Annotated in this window: 19 protein-coding genes and 1 tRNA gene (1 of these 20 running past the window's edge); 6 read left to right on the forward strand and 14 right to left on the reverse strand. The window is 52.0% G+C overall.

The genetic code is table 11. The features are described 5' to 3' along the window. The 6 genes from OGV71_RS24820 to OGV71_RS24845 form a co-directional block, all read left to right on the forward strand. Positions 1-27 (forward strand) — tRNA-Arg (locus OGV71_RS24820); it begins 116 nt to the left of the window's first position. Between the two features lie 247 nt (positions 28-274). Then, entirely contained in the window at positions 275-841 is a 567-nt protein-coding gene (gene yqaB / locus OGV71_RS24825) for a fructose-1-phosphate/6-phosphogluconate phosphatase (protein ID WP_044699675.1), read from the forward strand. Further along, positions 838-1,266 carry a YqaA family protein gene (locus OGV71_RS24830; protein ID WP_003037317.1) on the forward strand — a complete coding sequence of 143 codons (429 nt, stop codon included), beginning with the start codon at positions 838-840 and terminating at the stop codon, positions 1,264-1,266. The genes yqaB and OGV71_RS24830 overlap by 4 nt, the downstream gene beginning before the upstream one ends. Before the next feature lie 77 nt (positions 1,267-1,343). Beyond that, a complete protein-coding gene (gene gshA / locus OGV71_RS24835) occupies positions 1,344-2,900 on the forward strand; it encodes a glutamate--cysteine ligase (protein ID WP_204583329.1) in 1,557 nt (518 codons plus the stop codon). Between the two features lie 149 nt (positions 2,901-3,049). Further along, the gene (gene luxS / locus OGV71_RS24840) at positions 3,050-3,565 is read left to right on the forward strand and encodes an S-ribosylhomocysteine lyase (RefSeq protein ID WP_003037312.1); all 516 of its coding nucleotides are present in this window, start codon (positions 3,050-3,052) and stop codon (positions 3,563-3,565) included. Positions 3,566-3,911: 346 nt separating this feature from the next. Continuing rightward, positions 3,912-5,279 carry a carbohydrate porin gene (locus OGV71_RS24845; protein ID WP_204583330.1) on the forward strand — a complete coding sequence of 456 codons (1,368 nt, stop codon included), beginning with the start codon at positions 3,912-3,914 and terminating at the stop codon, positions 5,277-5,279. Positions 5,280-5,327: 48 nt separating this feature from the next. On the opposite strand, the gene emrB is transcribed toward OGV71_RS24845, so the two are convergent. From emrB to OGV71_RS24915, 14 genes are all read right to left on the reverse strand, one after another. Next, positions 5,328-6,866 carry a multidrug efflux MFS transporter permease subunit EmrB gene (gene emrB / locus OGV71_RS24850; RefSeq protein WP_016154159.1) on the reverse strand — a complete coding sequence of 513 codons (1,539 nt, stop codon included), beginning with the start codon at positions 6,864-6,866 and terminating at the stop codon, positions 5,328-5,330. Positions 6,867-6,882: 16 nt separating this feature from the next. Further along, positions 6,883-8,055: a multidrug efflux MFS transporter periplasmic adaptor subunit EmrA gene (gene emrA, locus OGV71_RS24855; RefSeq protein ID WP_003037303.1), complete on the reverse strand. Its 1,173-nt coding sequence runs from the start codon at positions 8,053-8,055 to the stop codon at positions 6,883-6,885. Positions 8,056-8,185: 130 nt separating this feature from the next. Then, positions 8,186-8,716 carry a multidrug efflux transporter EmrAB transcriptional repressor EmrR gene (gene emrR / locus OGV71_RS24860; RefSeq protein WP_003037300.1) on the reverse strand — a complete coding sequence of 177 codons (531 nt, stop codon included), beginning with the start codon at positions 8,714-8,716 and terminating at the stop codon, positions 8,186-8,188. 90 nt (positions 8,717-8,806) lie between these two features. Beyond that, a complete protein-coding gene (gene ygaH / locus OGV71_RS24865) occupies positions 8,807-9,142 on the reverse strand; it encodes an L-valine transporter subunit YgaH (RefSeq protein ID WP_003037297.1) in 336 nt (111 codons plus the stop codon). After that, entirely contained in the window at positions 9,132-9,869 is a 738-nt protein-coding gene (locus OGV71_RS24870) for an AzlC family ABC transporter permease (RefSeq protein WP_003839672.1), read from the reverse strand. Before OGV71_RS24870 ends, ygaH begins: the two co-directional genes overlap by 11 nt. Positions 9,870-9,991: 122 nt before the next feature. Further along, complete coding sequence (locus OGV71_RS24875; RefSeq protein WP_003839673.1) at positions 9,992-11,176, reverse strand: MFS transporter; 1,185 nt, start codon at positions 11,174-11,176, stop codon at positions 9,992-9,994. A 191-nt stretch (positions 11,177-11,367) separates the two neighbouring features. Continuing rightward, entirely contained in the window at positions 11,368-12,363 is a 996-nt protein-coding gene (gene proX, locus OGV71_RS24880; RefSeq protein ID WP_043017315.1) for a glycine betaine/L-proline ABC transporter substrate-binding protein ProX, read from the reverse strand. 189 nt (positions 12,364-12,552) lie between these two features. Further along, positions 12,553-13,617 (reverse strand): glycine betaine/L-proline ABC transporter permease ProW, encoded by a 1,065-nt coding sequence (gene proW, locus OGV71_RS24885; RefSeq protein WP_003037285.1) that lies wholly within the window; start codon positions 13,615-13,617, stop codon positions 12,553-12,555. After that, a complete protein-coding gene (gene proV, locus OGV71_RS24890) occupies positions 13,610-14,812 on the reverse strand; it encodes a glycine betaine/L-proline ABC transporter ATP-binding protein ProV (protein ID WP_003037282.1) in 1,203 nt (400 codons plus the stop codon). The genes proW and proV overlap by 8 nt, the downstream gene beginning before the upstream one ends. A gap of 354 nt (positions 14,813-15,166) precedes the next feature. After that, positions 15,167-16,126 (reverse strand): class 1b ribonucleoside-diphosphate reductase subunit beta, encoded by a 960-nt coding sequence (gene nrdF, locus OGV71_RS24895; RefSeq protein ID WP_032949888.1) that lies wholly within the window; start codon positions 16,124-16,126, stop codon positions 15,167-15,169. 10 nt (positions 16,127-16,136) lie between these two features. Next, positions 16,137-18,281 carry a class 1b ribonucleoside-diphosphate reductase subunit alpha gene (gene nrdE, locus OGV71_RS24900; protein ID WP_204583331.1) on the reverse strand — a complete coding sequence of 715 codons (2,145 nt, stop codon included), beginning with the start codon at positions 18,279-18,281 and terminating at the stop codon, positions 16,137-16,139. Continuing rightward, positions 18,254-18,664, reverse strand: a complete 411-nt coding sequence (gene nrdI, locus OGV71_RS24905; RefSeq protein ID WP_003037273.1) for a class Ib ribonucleoside-diphosphate reductase assembly flavoprotein NrdI — start codon at positions 18,662-18,664, stop codon at positions 18,254-18,256. Before nrdI ends, nrdE begins: the two co-directional genes overlap by 28 nt. Next, entirely contained in the window at positions 18,661-18,906 is a 246-nt protein-coding gene (gene nrdH / locus OGV71_RS24910) for a glutaredoxin-like protein NrdH (protein WP_003846033.1), read from the reverse strand. Before nrdH ends, nrdI begins: the two co-directional genes overlap by 4 nt. Before the next feature lie 279 nt (positions 18,907-19,185). Then, the gene (locus OGV71_RS24915) at positions 19,186-19,617 is read right to left on the reverse strand and encodes a carboxymuconolactone decarboxylase family protein (protein WP_003037267.1); all 432 of its coding nucleotides are present in this window, start codon (positions 19,615-19,617) and stop codon (positions 19,186-19,188) included. Between the last annotated feature and the right edge of the window lie 79 nt (positions 19,618-19,696).

The following is a 19,696-nucleotide window of genomic DNA, read 5'->3' on the forward strand; positions in this document are numbered from 1 at the left end:
GAGGTTCGAATCCTCCCGGATGCACCATCTTCTCCGAGATAGCAGCAAAACTGTTGTTTCATGGTCTGCGAGATAATCGCGAGCACTAGGAAGGATAACGTTGCTCCAGCAACGGCCCGCAGGGCGAACGCTAGTGAGTCATCCTCCCGGATGCACCATCTCCCCCTTTAAATTATTTCCACATACTCTCTGAACACCCTTCAATTCGCTGTCAGCGACAAAATCAATCAATTACGATAAAATAACGTCTGGTCATTCGGCTTGTGAGAAGACGATGTACGAACGTTATGCGGGTTTGATTTTTGATATGGATGGCACCATCCTGGATACTGAGCCAACGCACCGTAAGGCGTGGCATGAGGTATTGGGGCATTATGGGCTGCGTTTTGATGAACAAGCCATGGTCGCCCTCAACGGCTCCCCAACGTGGCGTATTGCCCAGTCGGTAATTGAATTGAATCATGCCGATCTTGACCCCCATGCCTTAGCGCGCGAGAAAACTGACAAGGTGAAAAGCATGTTGCTGGATAGCGTCCAGCCTCTGCCGTTGGTTGACGTCGTGAAAGCCTGGCATGGGCGTCGGCCTATGGCAGTAGGAACGGGGAGTGAAAGCGCAATTGCAGAAGCGCTGCTCGCTCACCTTGGACTGCGTCGCTATTTTGATGCTGTCGTCGCAGCCGATCACGTACAACGCCACAAACCTGCTCCTGATACGTTTTTGCTTTGTGCCGAACGTATGGGGGTTATTCCGGCTCGTTGCGTCGTGTTTGAAGATGCCGATTTTGGAATACAGGCGGCGCACGCTGCGGGAATGGACGCCGTGGATGTCCGGTTATTGTGAGTGATGGACTGTCGCTCCTGTCACTGTTTGCCAGCAGTTTTCTCAGCGCCACGCTATTACCCGGTAATTCTGAAGTCGTTTTAGTTGCTTTGCTGGTCTCCGGGATAAGTCATCCCTGGGTCTTAGTCTTAACAGCAACAATGGGTAATAGCCTTGGAGGGTTAACTAACGTTATCCTTGGGCGTTTCTTTCCTTTGCGTAAAACATCGCGCTGGCAAGAAAAAGCCACTGGCTGGCTGCAGCGCTATGGCGCTGTCACACTATTATTAAGCTGGATGCCGGTTGTAGGTGATTTATTGTGCCTGTTAGCCGGGTGGATGCGCATCTCGTGGGGTCCAGTTCTCTTTTTCTTATGCCTTGGCAAGGCGCTGCGCTATGTTGTTGTCGCAGCGGTTACGACGCAAGGCATTATGTGGTGGCACTAATTGTGTTGTGAGATAGCCTTCAGGGTAACCAATACCATTATGCTAATTAAAACGATTTTGACAGGCGGGAGGTCAATTTGATCCCGGACGTATCACAGGCGCTGGCCTGGCTGGAAAACCATCCTCAGGCGTTAAAGGGGATTCAACGTGGTCTGGAGCGTGAAACGCTGCGTGTTAATGCAGATGGGTCATTAGCAACGACAGGCCATCCTGAGGTGTTAGGCTCAGCGCTAACGCATAAATGGATAACTACTGACTTTGCCGAAGCTCTGCTGGAATTTATCACTCCGCCAGGCGATGACATTGAGAAAATGCTCACATTCATGCGCGACCTGCATCGTTATACCGCCAGAAACCTGGGCGACGAGCGTATGTGGCCGTTGAGCATGCCTTGCTATATTGCCGAAGGCCAGGATATCGAACTGGCGCAGTACGGCACGTCGAACACCGGTCGCCTGAAGACGCTGTACCGTGAAGGCCTTAAAAACCGTTACGGTGCGTTGATGCAGACAATCTCAGGCGTACACTACAACTTCTCGCTGCCAATGGCTTTCTGGCAGGCGAAGTGCGGCGTAACCGAAGGCGAAGATGCTAAAGAGAAGATCTCCGCGGGCTACTTCCGTCTGATCCGCAACTACTACCGTTTTGGTTGGGTGATCCCGTATCTGTTTGGCGCCTCTCCGGCCATTTGTTCCTCATTCCTGCAAGGAAAACCAACAACTCTGCCGTTTGAAAAAACCGACTGCGGGATGTACTACCTGCCGTACGCGACCTCGTTGCGTCTGAGTGATTTGGGCTATACCAATAAGTCGCAAAGCAATCTTGGAATTACGTTTAACGATTTGCATGAGTATGTGGCAGGATTAAAGCGCGCGATTAAAACGCCCTCCGAGGAGTACGCAGCGATCGGTCTGGAGAAAGACGGTAAGCGTCTGCAAATCAACAGCAACGTTCTGCAGATTGAAAATGAGCTGTATGCGCCTATTCGTCCGAAACGCGTCACTCGTCGTGGTGAAACGCCGTCTGATGCGCTTCTGCGTGGCGGTATCGAGTACATCGAAGTACGCTCGCTGGATATCAACCCGTTCTCACCGATCGGCGTGGACGAGCAGCAGGTACGCTTCCTCGATCTGTTTATGGTCTGGTGTGCGCTGGCCGATGCCCCGGAAATGAGCAGCGATGAATTGCTGTGTACGCGTAAAAACTGGAATCGCGTGATTCTCGAAGGTCGCAAGCCAGGACTGACGTTAGGTATTGGCTGTGAAACGGCCCAGTTCCCGCTGCCTAAGGTTGGGAAAGATTTGTTCCGCGATCTTAAACGCGTGGCACAAACGCTGGACAGCATCGATGGGGGAGAGGAGTATCAGAAGGTCTGTGATGAACTGGTTTTCTGTTTTGACAATCCTGAACTGACTTTCTCTGCCCGGATCTTACGGTCTATGATTGATGAAGGCATTGGCGGCACGGGCAAAGCGCTGGGCGAGGCTTACCGAAATCTGCTGCGTGAAGAGCCATTAGAAATATTGCAGGAAGCTGAATTTATTGCTGAAACCGAGGCTTCGAAGCGTCGTCAGCAGGAGATAGAAGCGGCTGATACTGAGCCGTTTAGCGTGTGGCTGGAAAAGCACGCTTGATACAAAAGAAAAAGGCCACTCGGGAGTGGCCAAAATTTCATCTCTGAAAACAGGGATGATGATAACAAATGCGCGTCTTTCATATACTCAGACTCGCCCCGGAACAAAGAGTTCAGATTATTTTTAAAAAATTTATCGGAGGTGGCTAAATGCCGTTGTTAGATAGTTTTACTGTCGATCACACCCGGATGGAAGCTCCCGCGGTCCGGGTTGCAAAAACGATGAACACCCCGCATGGCGACGCAATCACCGTGTTTGATCTGCGTTTCTGCATTCCGAACAAAGAAGTCATGCCTGAGAAAGGTATCCATACGCTGGAGCACCTGTTTGCAGGTTTTATGCGTAACCACCTGAACGGTAACGGCGTTGAGATTATTGATATCTCTCCGATGGGATGCCGTACCGGCTTCTACATGAGCCTGATTGGTACGCCGGACGAGCAGCGTGTTGCCGATGCGTGGAAAGCGGCAATGGCGGACGTGCTGAAAGTACAGGATCAGAACCAGATCCCGGAGCTGAACGTTTACCAGTGCGGTACGTATCAGATGCACTCTCTTAGCGAAGCACAGGATATCGCGCGTCATATTCTGGAGCGGGATGTACGCGTGAACAGCAATGAAGAGCTGGCGCTGCCGAAAGAGAAATTGCAGGAACTGCATATTTAGTCTTATTGATTAACTGTTCCAGTATTTAAATTAACCCCGGTTTATGTCCGGGGTTTTTTATTTCGTAATATAATCTATATCTATTATATTTACGACAGGAATATAATTTCAGTTAATTAATGGGTGACCTGTTAAATAATAAAACGTGATCTGGTAAACAGAAAATAATGGATAATTAACGATGCCAGCCCACACCGATCACATAAATCAAAAAACATAAATAATTAATAGAAAAACATAATGGAATACGCCAGGTATCCAGGTAATAAAAAGACTCTTTTCATCGCTGGTGGATGGGGTTTTTATCAAATCTTATCTGGTATACATTAAACTTTAGGGATAAAAAATGAAGGTGAAATATTTAGCGCTTGTGGTCGGCGCTTGCTTTTCGCATAACCTTTGGGCAGCAAATACCGCTATTGAACAGCGTCTTGTCGAACTGGAGCAGCGCGTGATTAATGCCGAACAGCGAGCCGCAGATGCTGAATCGCAAATTCGCTCGCTGAGGCAGCAGCAGGTAGCTGCAGCGCCGACGGTGCAAGTACAGTCTGCTGAACCCTCCGCCTCTACGGAAAATCCACCCAAGTTAACGCTATCCGGTTTTAGCGATATCAAGTTCTATGGCGACGTTGAGTTTAATATGGATGCGGCAAGCCGCTCTGGTAGTCTGACATCAACCAGAACTTCGGCAAATAAAGATTGGGCGCCAGGAACGAATGAACGTTGGGATATCAACGGGCGTCTACTATTAGGGTTTGATGGCTACCAACGACTGAACAACGGTAATTTCGCCGGATTCTCAGTTCAGCCGCTGGCAGACCTGACCGGAAAAATGAATCTCGATGATGCAGTGTTCTTTTTTGGCCAGGAAAAAGACTGGCAAATTAAGGTCGGACGTTTTGAAGCGTACGATATGTTCCCGCTGAATCAGGATACGTTTATTGAATATTCAGGTAATACGGCAAATGACCTTTACAGCGATGGCTATGGCTATATTTATATGATGAAAGAGGGGCGTGGACGTAGCGACAGCGGCGGTAATTTCCTGATCAGTAAAACCATCGATAACTGGTATTTTGAAGTGAATACATTGATGGAAAATGGCAGTACGCTCTATACCGAGAAGCAGTACCACGGGATGGACTTAACCAATGATAAAAACGTGGCTTACGTGCGCCCGGTGATCGCCTGGCAAAACGGGCGTTTCTCGACGGCAGTGGCGATGGAAAGTAACGTCGTTAACAACGCCTACGGCTATTATGAGAACGGGAAGTGGATCGATCAGTCCGATCGTACGGGGTATGGTTTTACCATGACCTGGGACGGACAAAAAACCGATGCGGAAGACGGCGCGGTGATTAACCTGAATACTGCTTATATGGATGCGACCGATGAGACCAATTTTACCGCTGGGGTAAACGCGTTGTGGCATCGATTCGAACTGGGCTATATCTATGCGCATAACAACATTGACGCTTTCAATGCCACTAACCTGGAGGCCGTTTGCGAGGAAGACTGCTGGATCACCGATCCGGGCAGCTATGATATTCACACCATCCATGCCTCATACTTATTCCCTAACGTAATGAATATGAGAAACTTTAATATCTATCTCGGTGCTTATGCCTCATGGGTTGAGGCCGATCCGAACAATGGCGACAACAGCGAAGATGCACGTTACGGTGGACGCCTGAGATTCAAATATTTTTTCTGATGCTGGCCACAATAAAAAAGGGATCCGCAGATCCCTTTTATCAGATAGTTAGTGCGCTCCACCGCCGCCGCCGCCCGCGCCGAAGGGCGGTTTAGCGAACCATACCAGACCAAGCAAAACCAGGAAGATCCCCGCCGACATCCAGAAGATTTCGTTGGCGGAAATAATCAGACCCTGATTAGTGATCTGCTGAGCTATCCATCCTGACGCCTGCTGGTGCGTCATCCCTAAATCCTGCAGCTTATCGTACATAGCCTGTGCATTTGGATTGTAGGGGTTAACAGATTCCGTTAGCTGAGCATGGTGCAGCGACTCACGGTTAGTCCACATCGTTGTTGTAATCGATGTACCAATAGAGCCGGCCAGCGTTCGCGTAAAGTTAGACAAGCTCGATGCAGCCGCCAGACGCTCAGGCGGTAAACCGGACAGCGTAATGGTCGTCAGCGGCATAAAGAAGCAGGCTACTGCGAACCCCTGAATAAACTGCGGCCAGGCCGATGCGCCAAAGTCCATACCCGGCTCGAACGTCCACGCACGCCAGTAGAAACAGACGGCGTACATAATAAAACTGAACGTCACCAGCCGACGCATATCCAGCTTGTGCGCGAAGCGGCCGATAATCGGCGACAGGATCACCGGAATCACCCCAACCGGCGCTGACGCCAGACCAGCCCAGGTTGCCGTATAGCCGTAAACCTCCTGCAATAGCTGCGGCAGCAGGACGATGGCGCCGAAGTAGAGCATATAGGCCAAGCTAATACACAGGCAGCCGATGGTAAAGTTGCGCGACTTAAACAGCGAGAGATCGACAATAGGGTGCTCGTCGGTAAGCTCCCAGACGATCAGGAAGCTGATAGCAACCACGGCGACCACCGTCAGGATGATAATCTCCTGCGAGGCGAACCAGTCCAGCTCTTTGCCGCGGTCGAGCATAATCTGCAAACTGCCGATACCGATGACCAGCAGTGCCAGACCAATGGCGTCAATGCGCCGCTGCTCGGTTTTGGTTTCCCGACCGCGCAGGGTTTGCAGGGTCATCAATACCACCGCAGCCCCGATTGGCACGTTGATAAAAAATATCCAGCCCCAGTGATAGTTGTCGCTGATATAGCCCCCCAGAATAGGACCACATATCGGGGCAACAATCACCGTCATCGACCATAGCGCGAGGGCGATGGAACGCTTGGCGGGTGGATAGTTATTCAGCAACAGGCTCTGTGACAGCGGAATTAATGGACCGGCGACAATACCCTGGATTACGCGGAAGAAAATCAGCATGTTCAGGCTGGTGGACATCCCGCATGCCCATGACGCAATGACGAAGGCGATAGTTGACCACATAAAGAGTCTTACTTCGCCAAAGCGTTTTGCCAGCCAGCCGGTGATCGGAATAGAGATAGCGTTCGCCACCCCGAATGAGGTGATCACCCAGGTTCCCTGGCTCAGTGAAGAGCCGAGGTTCCCGGCGATAGTGGGGATCGCCACGTTAGCAATGGTGGAGTCCAGCACCTGCATGAATGTCGCCAGGGACAGCGCGATCGTCATTATGACGAGCTGCGCGCCTTCCAGCGGTTTTTGCTGTTGCATCACACGCACCTTTGAATTAGCCCGCGTTGGCCCGCACGATCTCTTCGATCATCTTATTGACCGGAGCAAGGTCGATTTCACGTGCATTACTTTCTGATACCGGCGTGGTGCGGACCTGGCTTGCCAGAATTTGTCCGTCACGATTGGAGGTATCGACTGTAACCAGCGTAGACAAACCGATCCGCAGAGGATGCTGTGCCAGTTGCTGCGCATCCAGTTCGATACGCACCGGCAGACGCTGGACGACTTTGATCCAGTTACCGGTCGCGTTTTGTGCTGGCAGCAAGGAGAAGGCGCTGCCCGTTCCCATATCGAGGCCGACAACTTTACCGGTATATTTCACGTCATCGCCATAAATATCGCTGACAACCGTCGCGGGTTGACCAATACGAATGTGGGCGAGCTGTGTTTCTTTGAAGTTGGCATCCACCCACAGGTTGGTGGCCGGAACAACCGCCATTAACGGCGTGGTTGGGCTAATCTGCGCACCAGGCTGTACGGCGCGACGGGATACATAACCGGTCATTGGGCTGACAATTCTGGTACGTTCCAGCGCCAGCCAGGCATCGCGCACTTCGGTGGCGGCCTGTTGTACGGCGGGTTGATCTTCCAGCTTGCTGCCGAGAATCATTGCCTGGTTAGCATTATATTGTTGGATTGCGACATCAAGCTGAGCCTGAGCGCTGGCGACGGCATCACGCGCATGTTGCAGTTCTTCGCGGCCAATCAGGTTGGCGTTGCCCAGCGGGACTCGGCGATTAAAATCGCTTTGTGCCTGCGCCAGAGCTGTTTTCTGCACTTCAATGTTGGCCTGTAACTGCTTGCTGTTGATCATCAACTGGTGCGTCTGACGCACGCTGGAAGCCAGCGCAGTTTTGGCTTTTTCAAATGCCTGTTTGGCATCTGTCTGGTCGAGGGTGACCAGCACATCGCCTTGTTTTACAAAGTCAGTGTTATCAGCCCAGACTTTCGTCACGCTGCCTGATACCTGCGCCATGATTTGAACCTGGTTCCCTGCCACGTACGCATCGTCTGTATCTTCGTAATGACGCAGTACTAAAAACCAATAAATCCCATATGCCACGGCAATGATAATAAAGAGCAAGGTCAGAAGGAGAAGCAGACTTTTACGTTTGCCATTCTTCTTGACCGGTTGCTGCGGGGTTTGAGTCTCCGCATTTGCGCTCATGTTGTTCTCCACGATCTTCTTTTTATTCACATCGGCTGAGCCGACCTGTTTATCAGACAGGCCAGCAGTATGCGTGCTGGCCTGTCGGTTTTTTCATTTATAAATCTGGATTTCTGAGCGAGTCGACGCCTTAGCGCAGCGCTTCTAACACCGCGCCATCCTGCTCCATCTGATCAAGACGGGTCAGAAGTTTACGGGTAATTTGCTCAAGCTGATCTTTTTCGGTAGTGCTAAGAGACGACCAGAGCTGATGCAGGCAATTATGCTGAGGCGGTAACACCTCTTGCAAAAATGCATGGCCTTTCTCGGTCAATTGCAGATGCAGACAGCGGCGATCGTTATCGCTTTCGCGACGTTCGATCCAGCCACGTTTTTCTAACTCATCCGCGATGCGGGTAGCGTTAGTACGTGACGAGCCAAGCGCACAACTCAGTTCAGAAGGCTGAATACTGTGGTTTTCCTGAGACTCCAGCGTAATCAACGCCATAAACAACGTCTCGTTAATCCCTTGAGCTTTCAGCATCTTATTGCGATTTTCCAGCAGCTTGCCCTGCATGTGCATGCATAGACGAGTCAGAAGCACTTCCTGATAAGGGAACTCTTCGTAGCGGCTGGCGCGAAATTTTAGCATTTGTTCAATGGGCGTAAACGAACTATCCATTTGGGTATAACCTCATTAATTTCAGCCGATATAGTAACGACGGTGACAAATAAAGTAAATGTATTATTAATTTAAAATGATTGTTTTTATCTATAAGACAACCAACATTTTCCAGGCTAATCCATAGCCCAGAGCACTCAGTAACGTTGGAATGATGATGCTGCGGGTCTTATAGAAGCTTGCACCCAGTATGACAAACCCCACCAGAGTAGGCACGAACCGACGAGCGTCGTGCATCACTTCTGGCGCGGTAGACACCACCAGCAGGGCGCAAATTGAAGTAATGCCAATAGTGTCAAGTAATATGCCCGTCGCGCCGCGCTTCGTCGGGCGAACATTGCCGACCCCAAGACGGAGCGGCAAATAGCGAAAACAGTAATTTACGCAGCCGACCAACAGGCCAAGTAGCAGAACTTCATAGCTCATCAGGACCTCCTTGCCAAAATGACTGGATGAGCGCCGTCAGGCATCCACAGACAATACCTGCAAGGATAGCGGCAGGGATGGAAAACAGCATGACGCCAGCCAGCGCCCCGGCGAGGGCCGCAGTCACGCAGAGCGCCTGTTTTCGTTGGAATGACGCGAGCAGGAAGCTCATAAACAGCGCCGGGAGCATGAAGCCCAGTGCCGCTTCAACCGCCGGGTAATCTTTGAGTAAACCACTGCCGGAAAACGCGCCGAGCACCGTACCAAACACCCAGGAGGCCCAGGAGCATAGCGCAATTCCGATCATCCAGTTTTCACTCCAGCGCCGGTTATCCCGTACCAGTTTTGCCGTTGCAGCGGCAAAGACTTCATCGGTAAGGCCAAAAGCCCACAGCGCGCTTTTGGGTTTACTCAGTCGCTGGGCGATCCGACTACGCAGGGAAGGGCCGTACAAAACATGACGGACATCCATGGCCATGACGGTCAGCGCGGCGACCCACAGCGAACTGCCTGCGGCGAGCATGGTGGTAATAACAAACTGGCTGGCTCCCGCATAGATAATGCAGGAGAAAAAGACGCTTTCAACCGGTGTAAAGCCAAGGCGAGTGGCATTGAGACCAAATGCAAAAGCGACCGGAATATAGCTGATAACAATTGGCAGGCTGTCTTTGAATCCTTCCGTTAACGTTGCCGAACTGGATTCAGACTGGGGTACAGGGCTTTCCATAGGGTTATAGGTTTCATTACCGAAATTAATATAACTTGGTTCAATGAGTTATAACCTTAGCAGACTGATGGGCTCCTTAACACCCTGTGGAGCCCAATCAGCGGTAAACATGCGTTATACGCTTAATTTACGGCTTCCTGACGGTGAAAACCTCGCCACCAGACCAACAGGTTGAGTATGGCAACGGTCGTACCTGCCAGACAAACGCCAGCCCACCCGGCATGCTGCCAGGCAGAGGCTGAAATCAGCGAACCTGCCGCTCCGCCAATAAAATAGCTGGTCATGTATCCGGCTGTCAGGCGATTACGCGCGTCAGGATGAATACGATAGATAACCGTCTGGTTGGTGATGTGCACTCCCTGAACGGTGAGGTCCAACACCAGAATACCGATAATCAGCATGGGGACTGAAGCATGCCCAAACCAAATAGCAAGCCAGGAGAGCAGTAGTAATAGCAGCCCCATAGTTGTGGTCAGGTGGGATTTACCTTTATCGGCAAAACCGCCCGCCGGACGTGCGCCTAACGCCCCTGCGGCACCCGCCAGACCGAACAGACCAATCATTCCTTCCGAATAGTTAAATGGCGGCGCGGCGAGCAAAAACGCCATCGAGGTCCACAGAATACTGAAATTGGCAAAAGTCAGGCAGCCCAGCATCGCGCGGGTACGCAGCAATTTATCGTGAATAAACAGGCTGAATACGGAGCCTAACAGCTGCGGATAGTTGAGATGGGTATCGGATTTCATCTTCGGCAGGCCGCGCCACAGTGCAACCGCCATCAGCGCCATTAATACTGATGCGACCCAAAATACGGTGCGCCAGCCGCCAAGGTTCGCCAGTAACCCCGCCACGGTGCGCGCCAGTAGAATACCTAGCAGCAGGCCGCTCATAATCGTCCCAACAACTTTACCGCGCTTGTCCGGTGTGGCAAGCGTTGCCGCCAGCGGAACCAAAATCTGTGCCACTACCGAGAACAGCCCGGTCAGGGCAGTACCGAGGATCAGCATACCCAGCGACTGGCTGCTGGCGGTGATCAGCATGCCACCAGCCGCTAACAGCGTCATGGAGACAATCAGCATCCGGCGTTCAAACATATCGCCGAGCGGCACTAAGAACAGCAGGCCGGCGGCGTAGCCGAGCTGGGCCGCGGTGACGATAAACCCTGCGGTACTGGCAGAGAGCGAAAAGTTGCGCGCGATGGTGTCGAGCAGCGGCTGCGCATAATAGTTACTGGCGACGGCGAGGCCGGTGGCGATAGACATTAACAGGATTAGCGAAGGGCTAAGTCCCTGAGTTGTTTTCGTCATGGTTTTCAACTGAATAATGGATTGCAGAAAACAATCATAACGGAAGTGATTAAATGTTGCTGATTTGTTGAGTGATGGATTGTGCGATTGGAGGAGGGTGGATAGGCCGGATAAGGCGCATCGCGCCACCATCCGGCATTGGTATGGTTATTGTGCCTGATGACGCTACGCTCATCAGGCCTACGAGTGGGTTATTTCTGCGCGGCCAGCGCTTCGTTCACCCAGCCGTCAAACTGCTGCTGGTGGGCTTTGATCCAGCCGTCAACGTGACCCTGCACGTCGGCTTCAGACGCTTTCCCGTCGTGCATCATTGCGTTTTGCGCGTTGATATCCGCCAGCGGCAGCTTCATGATGGCAAACAGTTTCGCCGCAGCCGGGTTTTTCTCCGCCCAGGCTTTATTGGCGACAATATGCATCGTGTTCACCGGGAAGCCGTAGTTGGCGCCGTTTGGCAGCTTGGTATCAATATCTTTCTGCTCGCCTGGCAGGGAAGAGAACGGCACCTGCAGCCAGACCACATCTTTACCCGGCTTCATTACGTCGCTGACCCAGTACGGTGTCCAGGTGTAGTAAAGAATGGGTTTACCTTCTTTGAAGCGGGTAATGGTGTCAGCCATCATTGCTGCATAGTTACCGTGGCTGACCTCGACGGTTTTTTCCAGATCAAAGGCTTTGTTCTGGTGGTTGATTACTGCTTCACAACCCCAGCCCGGTGAACAGCCCATCATATCGGCTTTTCCGTCACCGTTGGTGTCAAAGATTTTGGCGATCTTCGGATCTTTTAACTGGGCGATATTGGTGATTTTGTACTGCTCAGCGGTTTTTTTGTCGATCAGATAACCTTGTGCGGCACCCGTAACGAATACCCCCTCGCGATAAAACTTTTTGTCTCCGCCCGCCGCGGCGTACATATCATCATGCAGCGGCTGCCAGTTCACGGCGGTAAAAGTTGCATCGCCAGAGGCAATGGAGGTATAGCCGACGTTGTAGTCAACTTCGCTGGTTTTGTTAACGGTGTAACCCAGTTTCTCCAGCGCACGAGCGACTAACTGCGTCTGGAAGGATTCTTCAGAGATAGTGCTCTGGATTGGCTGTACGGTGATGCCTTTGCCCGGCAGGTCGGCAGCGAAAGTGCTGGTGGAGACAAGGGTGGCAAACGCTGTGGCAATAATAATTTTCTGTCGCATCGTTGTTCCTTATTGCACTTCATCCTTCAAGCCGCCTCTTTGTTGGCTGCACTCATGCACCCCAGTCACGTACTACTTGTACGCTCCTGGGGATACATTCCTTTGCCGCCGCGATGCAACTTGAATGATTTTGTGCAAGTTAATGAATTGTAGGCCCGGTAAGCAATGCGCCACCGGGCAACGGGTGAATTACTTCGTGAAAGGGCGAGTGATAAGCCCAACGGGACCAGTGGTGTACCAGCGACGGTTGCCACGGCTACGCGAATCGCGACCAACGGCCTGCGTCAGGCGATCCAGAATGATAGCGAGGATCACAATCCCAACTCCGCCGACGGTGGCAAGCCCCATATCCAGACGACCAATTCCGCGCAGAACCATCTGACCCAGCCCGCCCACGGCAATCATCGACGCGATGACGACCATTGAGAGCGCCAGCATCAGCGTCTGGTTAACCCCGGCCATAATGGTGGGCATTGCCAGCGGGAGCTGCACTTTAAACAGCATCTGACGTGGGCTGGCACCAAACGAGCGCGAGGCTTCAATCAGATCGGCTGGCACCTGGTTAATCCCCAGAATAGTCAGACGTACGATTGGCGGCAGGGCGAAGATAATCGTCACCACTACGCCCGGGACGTTACCAATACCGAACAACATGACAATCGGCACCAGATAGACAAACGCGGGTGTGGTTTGCATGGCGTCCAGCAGCGGGCGAACAATTTTTGCTGCCCGTGGACTGCGCGCCAACCAGATCCCCATCGGCAGACCGATCACCACGCAGAACAGCAACGCGGTCAACACCAGCGCCAGGGTTATCATGGCCTGCGACCACGCGCCGATGGCACCGATGGCAATCAAGGAAATCAGCGTAGCAACGCCCATCCCAACGCCGGAAATCTGCCAGGCAATCAGCGCGAACAGGATAATCGCCACCGGGGCTGGCATACCTAACAGCAGCTGTTGAAAACCGTTGAGAATGTAATCCACCGGGACACGAATGCCCTGGAAGACCGGACGGAAATGGGTAACGACCCAGTCGATCCCCTCTGTGACCCAGCTGTCCAGCGGGATCAGCGTTTTATGGAACGGATCCATAATATTGAAATGCTCTGGTGCCGGCGCGGGGGCGCTGGTCAGCCAGTCCGCGCCACCGCCATCAGTGGGCGCACCGGATGGCGTGCTCCAGGCATCGGCAGTTTGTGCGGCGCTGTCGGCCGCTGGTGTGGTATCCCACGGATTAGTTTGATCAGCCATTGTTTACCCCCTCACGATCTAAAGCCTGTAACAGCATGCGTTTTGAAATGACGCCCACATACTGCTGTTCCTCATCAACAACCGGCACCGCGCACGGGGCCTGGCCGACATGAGAAAGCAACTCGCTGAGAGGAGTTTGTGCATCTACGGCTAACGGCTCATCGATCAATGCCGCTTCAATACCTTGCGCCTGACTTAACGCTGTTTTTAAGGAGTCGATTGAAACAACGCCAACGAATTTATTGCCGCGTTCGATCACGTAACCATATTCGCGATCTTTGTCCTGCAATAATTGCAGCGCCGAACGTGGACCCACCCCGGGCGTTTTACGAATTAAACCTTCGGGGCTACGGCGTGAAATATCTTTCGCACTGAAGACCTGGCTAATATCAACGCCGCGGAAGAAGGTGCGTACATAATCATTGGCTGGATTATTCAGGATTTCATCCGGCGTGCCGACCTGGACCACTTCACCGTTTTGCATAATGGCAATTCTGTCGCCAATACGCATAGCTTCGTCGAGATCATGCGATATAAAGACCACGGTGCGTTGATGCTTCGCCTGTAGTTTTACCAGTTCATCCTGCATCTCAGTACGAATTAATGGATCGAGGGCTGAGAAGGCCTCATCCATTAATAAGATGTCAGGATTAATGGCTAATGCGCGGGCGAGGCCTACACGCTGGCGCATACCCCCGGAAAGTTCATCCGGGTATCCGTGAGCATAATTCTCCAGACCAACCTGACGTAGCGCATCTAACGCTTTTTCACGACGTTCATCCGCACCAACACCGGCTAATTCCATGCCGAATGCCGTATTGTCCAGCACCGTCATGTGCGGCATCAGGGCAAAGGACTGGAACACCATCGCAATCTTTTTTCTGCGCACCTCGCGAAGCTCAGCATCGGATATCCGGGCGATGTCTACGCCGTCAATCAATACCTGCCCGCGGGTGGGTTCAATCAGGCGATTGAGAAGGCGTACCATTGTGGATTTACCCGAACCGGATAATCCCATGATGACAAATATCTCGCCTTCTTCAATGGCCAGACTGGCGTTCTTAACGCCAAGCGATAGCCCCGTTTTATCCAGAATCTGCTCTTTTGAAAGTCCTTTTTCAATATATTTGAAGGCTCTCTGCGGATGCTCTCCAAATATCTTATAGAGATTTTTAACTTCTAATTTAATTGCCATGCAATAGAATGATTCCTGTTATTTGTTTATATCGATATATTACCTGATGGAAATAGTGACCTTTTTCTACCCTAACATACTGAGAATCTGAGACAACCCTGAATTTGGTTGTGGCATGAATATTGCCAAAGGCCAGATGGCGGGACTTCCCATGATATAAGGGCTGAGCGCGAATGTGAGCGGCTTAATATTTTTTGTAAATGGCAATGAAAAATCGCCTGAATTGCTGGAATGCAGGCGAATAATGCGGCTGATATTGAGTGTAGATCACACAATTATATTTGCACGACAAAAGTGTGATCCTGTTAAAATATTTCCGCGAAAAATGTACGGTATTTCCCGTGAAAATGAGTGCTAGAAATTCCAGTCGTCATCTTCGGTTTCGACCGCTTTTCCCATCACATAGGATGAACCGGAACCCGAGAAGAAATCGTGGTTTTCGTCAGCGTTGGGCGACAGCGCGGCAAGGATTGCCGGGTTAACCTCCGCCATTTCAGGCGGAAATAGCGCCTCATATCCCAAATTCATTAATGCCTTATTGGCGTTGTAACAAAGGAAGGCTTTGACGTCATCCACCCAGCCGGTCTCTGCATACAATTCTTCCGTATAACGCGCTTCGTTATCATACAATTCCATCAACAGGTCAAAGGCAAAATGCTTTAACTCTTCGCGTGATGATTCGGAAATATGCTCCAGACCTTTTTGATATTTATAACCAATGTAATACCCATGAACCGCTTCATCACGAATGATCAGACGAATGAGATCGGCGGTATTGGTCAGTTTACCGCGGCTGGAGAAATACATCGGTAACCAGAAGCCAGAATAGAACAGGAAGGATTCCAGAAACACGCTGGCTATTTTTTTCTTCAACGGTTCGTCGCTGGCGTAATGTGCCAAAACGATCTGCGCCTTGCGCTGGAGTGGGGTATTTTCTTCACTCCAGGCGTAAGCTGCATCCACATCTTTGGTCTGGCAAAGGGTGGAGAAAATAGAGCTATAGGAACGGGCGTGCACCGCCTCCATAAAGCTGATATTCGACAGCACCGCCTCTTCATGCGGCGTTAACGAATCAGTCATTAACGCTGGTGCTCCGGCAACATTCTGAATGGTGTCGAGCAGCGTCAGCCCGGTAAAAACGCGGATTGTTAGCTGCTGTTCGGCTGCGTTCAACGTTTGCCAGGCCGGAATGTCATTGGAGAGCGGAACCTTTTCCGGGAGCCAGAAGTTACTGGTCAGACGGTTCCATACCTCAAGATCTTTATCATCTTCAATCTTGTTCCAGTTGATGGCGCTCACGCGGGATAATGTCATTTTCTCCTCCTTACAGCGCGCATGACACGCAGCCTTCGATTTCGGTGCCTTCCAGCGCCAGTTGGCGTAGTCGGATGTAGTACAAGGATTTGATGCCCTTACGCCAGGCGTAAATCTGCGCTTTGTTGATATCGCGCGTGGTGGCGGTATCGGGGAAAAAGAGCGTCAGTGAAAGCCCCTGATCGACATGTCGCGTTGCTTCAGCGTAGGTATCAATGATTTTTTGTGGACCGATCTCGTAGGCATCCTGATACAAGGCCAGATTCTCATTGGTCATAAACGGGGCAGGGTAGTAAACGCGCCCGGTTTTGCCCTCTTTGCGAATCTCCACTTTCGACACGATCGGGTGAATGCTTGACGTGGCATGGTTGATGTAGGAGATAGAACCGGTGGGCGGAACCGCCTGTAAATTCTGGTTATAAATACCGTAGCGCATCACATCTTCACGCAGTTGTGCCCACATCTCGCGCGTCGGTAGCGTAATGCCGCTGGCGGCAAACAGTGTGCGGACCTTGTCGGTTTTTGGCTGCCAGTCGCCCTGCAGATACTGGTTAAAATACTCGCCGCTGGCGTAGCGTGACTGTTTGAATCCGGCAAAGGTTTGACCCCGCTCGCGAGCGATCTTCATTGACGTATTCAGCGCATGCCATGTGATGGTGTAGAAATAGAGATTGGTGAAATCCAGCCCTTCCGGCGAGCCGTAGGCGATCCCTTCCCGCGCCAGATACCCGTGCAGATTCATCTGCCCAAGACCAATCGCGTGCGACGCGCTGTTCCCGGCGTCGATCGAAGGCACGCTGCGGATGTGGCTCATGTCCGAAACGGCGGTTAAGCCGCGAACCGCCGTTTCCACGGTACGACCAAAATCGGGTGAATCCATGGTATGGGCAATGTTCAACGAGCCGAGATTGCAGGAGATATCGTGCCCGATCTGCTCGTAATTGAGATTTTCATCGTAGGTGGAGGCACTGTTAACCTGCAAAATCTCCGAGCACAGGTTGCTCATATTGATCCGACCGGCAATCGGATTGGCGCGATTCACCGTATCTTCAAACATGATGTAAGGATAACCAGACTCAAACTGGATCTCGGCCAACCGCTGGAAGAATTCGCGGGCGTTAATGTATTTTTTGCGCACGCGTTCGTCGGCCACCAGTTCGTCATACCGCTCACTCACGGCGATATCACCGAACGGTTTGCCGTAAATCCGTTCCACGTCATACGGTGAGAACAGTGCCATCCGGGCATTTTCTTTCGCTAGCCGGAAGGTGACGTCGGGGATCACCACGCCAAGCGAGAGCGTTTTGATGCGGATTTTCTCGTCGGCGTTTTCGCGCTTGGTATCGAGAAAACGTAAAATATCCGGATGGTGTGCGTGCAGATACACCGCGCCTGCGCCCTGACGTGCCCCGAGTTGATTCGCATAAGAAAACGCATCTTCCAGCATTTTCATTACCGGGATCACCCCAGAGGACTGGTTCTCAATGCGTTTAATGGGCGCACCTGACTCGCGCAGGTTGGAGAGCAAAAATGCCACGCCGCCGCCGCGTTTGGAGAGCTGAAGTGCGGAGTTGACCGCCCGACCAATAGACTCCATGTTGTCTTCAATACGCAACAGGAAGCAGGAGACCAGCTCGCCGCGTTGCTGTTTACCGCAGTTTAAAAAGGTTGGCGTGGCGGGCTGAAAGCGCCCGGAGAGCATTTCATCGGTCAGTTGCGTCGCGAGTGCTTCATCGCCCTGCGCCAGCGTGAGTGCCACCATCGTTACCCGATCCTCAAAGTCTTCGAGATAGCGCTTACCGTCGAACGTTTTCAACGTATAGCTGGTGTAGAACTTCCATGCGCCGAGGAACGTCTGGAAACGGAATCCGCTGGCGTGGGCGTGGGCGAATAGCTTCAGCATGAACGCGCGATCGTAGCGGGCTAACACACTGGCATCGTAATAGCCTTCATCCACCAACGTTTCCAGGCGCTCCTGCTGGCTGGCAAACGCCACCGAGTTGGGGCGGACGTGTGCGGCAAAGAAAGCCTCCACCGCCTGATGGTCTTTGTCGAACTGAATGCGCCCGGCTTTATCATACAGATTCAGCATGGCGTTCAGGGCGTGATAATCCAGCGTTGGCTGCATTACACGTTCTGCGGTTGTCGTTGCCAAAATTCGCTCACTCCTTTTCGAACGTTGTCGATATCGCTTTGGGTGCCCATCAGCTCAAAGCGATAGAGCCACGGCACGCCGCATTTTTGTGAGATGACATCACCCGCGCGACCGTAGGCGTCACCGAAATTACGATTGCCGGAGGCGATCACTCCACGGATTAACGCCCGGTTGTGTGTATCGTTTAAAAAGCGGATCACCTGTCTTGGGACCGCGCCAGCAGTGCCGCCGCCGCCGTAGGACGGCACGATTAATATGTAAGGTTCGTCTACCCGGATCGGCTCGCGTTCGTTAAGCGGAATGCGGATGGCAGGCAGCCCCAGACGCTGCATAAAGCGGTGCGTATTTTCGGAGCTGCTGGAGAAGTAGACGAGCTGACTCATGCGCTGACCACACGGTGTTCCGGATGCAGACGGTTGATCATGTCCGGGCGAAACCCTGACCAACTGGTTTCACCCGCGACTACGACCGGTAACTGGCGAAACCCTTGATCGCGCAGGTTATCAGCCAAATCGGGCTGTAAATCGACGTTTACCATCTCAAAGTCAAAACCACGACTTTCCATTGCCCGTTTGGTGGCATGGCACTGAACACAGTTATTGCGAGTGTAAATAATAATACGCATGATTCGTATTTCCATTTAAAAATAAAAGATCGGCGCGATAGAGGGCGTCGGGTTGTGTGTGTCCTGATAGGAAAGATACTAGATGTAGTTTTAAAAAGATTCAACCATACAAGATATGGGAATTTTAGATTGATGATGGGCTGGGTTATGGGCATGGCAGGGGAAGTGATATGTACCATCGCAGGTTGCCGGATGGCGCGCGTCGCGTCAAATCCGGCCTACAGGAAAGCACTTCCCAGGCCGGATAAGGCGTTTATGCCGCCATCCGGAAGCGCAGAATCACATGCGCATCCCCACCGCCAGGCGGTTAAAGCAGTTCATCAGGCTAATGGCAAATGTCAGGTCGCTAATCTCTTTCGCGCTGAAATGGTCGAGCAGCGGCAGATAAACGTCATCTTCGGCGTGACTAGTGGCAATTTGAGTGACCGATTCGGCCCACGCCAGCGCCGCACGTTCCTGCTCGCTGAAGTGGTGACTCACCCGCCAGCCTGCCAGCGCATCCAGTTTGGCCTGCGCAACTCCGGATTTGCGCAGTGCTTTACTGTGCATTTCCAGACAAAAGGCGCAGCCGTTGATTTGCGAGACCCGCAGGTAAATCAGTTCCGTCAGCGTAGGTTCCAGCGCGCAGTTCTCCAGCGCTTTGCTTGCCTGAACCAGAGCGTTATAGATTTCAGGGCTGAGTTCATAATAGGGCTGGCGTAACATGGTCATGGTATTTCTCCTCGTTTGGATGACCCGCAATGTAGCACTATAATGGACTGCTACAGAGAGCCATATTGTTGCCAAAAAA

The organism is Citrobacter sp. Cf088 (assembly GCF_030334295.1).
Lineage (GTDB): Bacteria > Pseudomonadota > Gammaproteobacteria > Enterobacterales > Enterobacteriaceae > Citrobacter > Citrobacter freundii.

Bases quoted from the DNA above. Each gene is read 5' to 3' on its own strand.
- nrdF (WP_032949888.1), bottom strand. From the start codon at position 16,126: ATGACATTATCCCGCGTGAGCGCCATCAACTGGAACAAGATTGAAGAT.
- nrdI (WP_003037273.1), bottom strand. From the start codon at position 18,664: ATGAGTCAGCTCGTCTACTTCTCCAGCAGCTCCGAAAATACGCACCGC.
- ygaH (WP_003037297.1), bottom strand. From the start codon at position 9,142: ATGAGCTATGAAGTTCTGCTACTTGGCCTGTTGGTCGGCTGCGTAAAT.
- OGV71_RS24845 (WP_204583330.1), top strand. From the start codon at position 3,912: ATGAAGGTGAAATATTTAGCGCTTGTGGTCGGCGCTTGCTTTTCGCAT.
- emrB (WP_016154159.1), bottom strand. From the start codon at position 6,866: ATGCAACAGCAAAAACCGCTGGAAGGCGCGCAGCTCGTCATAATGACG.
- yqaB (WP_044699675.1), top strand. From the start codon at position 275: ATGTACGAACGTTATGCGGGTTTGATTTTTGATATGGATGGCACCATC.
- luxS (WP_003037312.1), top strand. From the start codon at position 3,050: ATGCCGTTGTTAGATAGTTTTACTGTCGATCACACCCGGATGGAAGCT.
- OGV71_RS24870 (WP_003839672.1), bottom strand. From the start codon at position 9,869: ATGGAAAGCCCTGTACCCCAGTCTGAATCCAGTTCGGCAACGTTAACG.
- proW (WP_003037285.1), bottom strand. From the start codon at position 13,617: ATGGCTGATCAAACTAATCCGTGGGATACCACACCAGCGGCCGACAGC.
- proV (WP_003037282.1), bottom strand. From the start codon at position 14,812: ATGGCAATTAAATTAGAAGTTAAAAATCTCTATAAGATATTTGGAGAG.
- OGV71_RS24875 (WP_003839673.1), bottom strand. From the start codon at position 11,176: ATGACGAAAACAACTCAGGGACTTAGCCCTTCGCTAATCCTGTTAATG.
- nrdH (WP_003846033.1), bottom strand. From the start codon at position 18,906: ATGCGTATTATTATTTACACTCGCAATAACTGTGTTCAGTGCCATGCC.
- OGV71_RS24915 (WP_003037267.1), bottom strand. From the start codon at position 19,617: ATGACCATGTTACGCCAGCCCTATTATGAACTCAGCCCTGAAATCTAT.
- emrA (WP_003037303.1), bottom strand. From the start codon at position 8,055: ATGAGCGCAAATGCGGAGACTCAAACCCCGCAGCAACCGGTCAAGAAG.
- emrR (WP_003037300.1), bottom strand. From the start codon at position 8,716: ATGGATAGTTCGTTTACGCCCATTGAACAAATGCTAAAATTTCGCGCC.
- proX (WP_043017315.1), bottom strand. From the start codon at position 12,363: ATGCGACAGAAAATTATTATTGCCACAGCGTTTGCCACCCTTGTCTCC.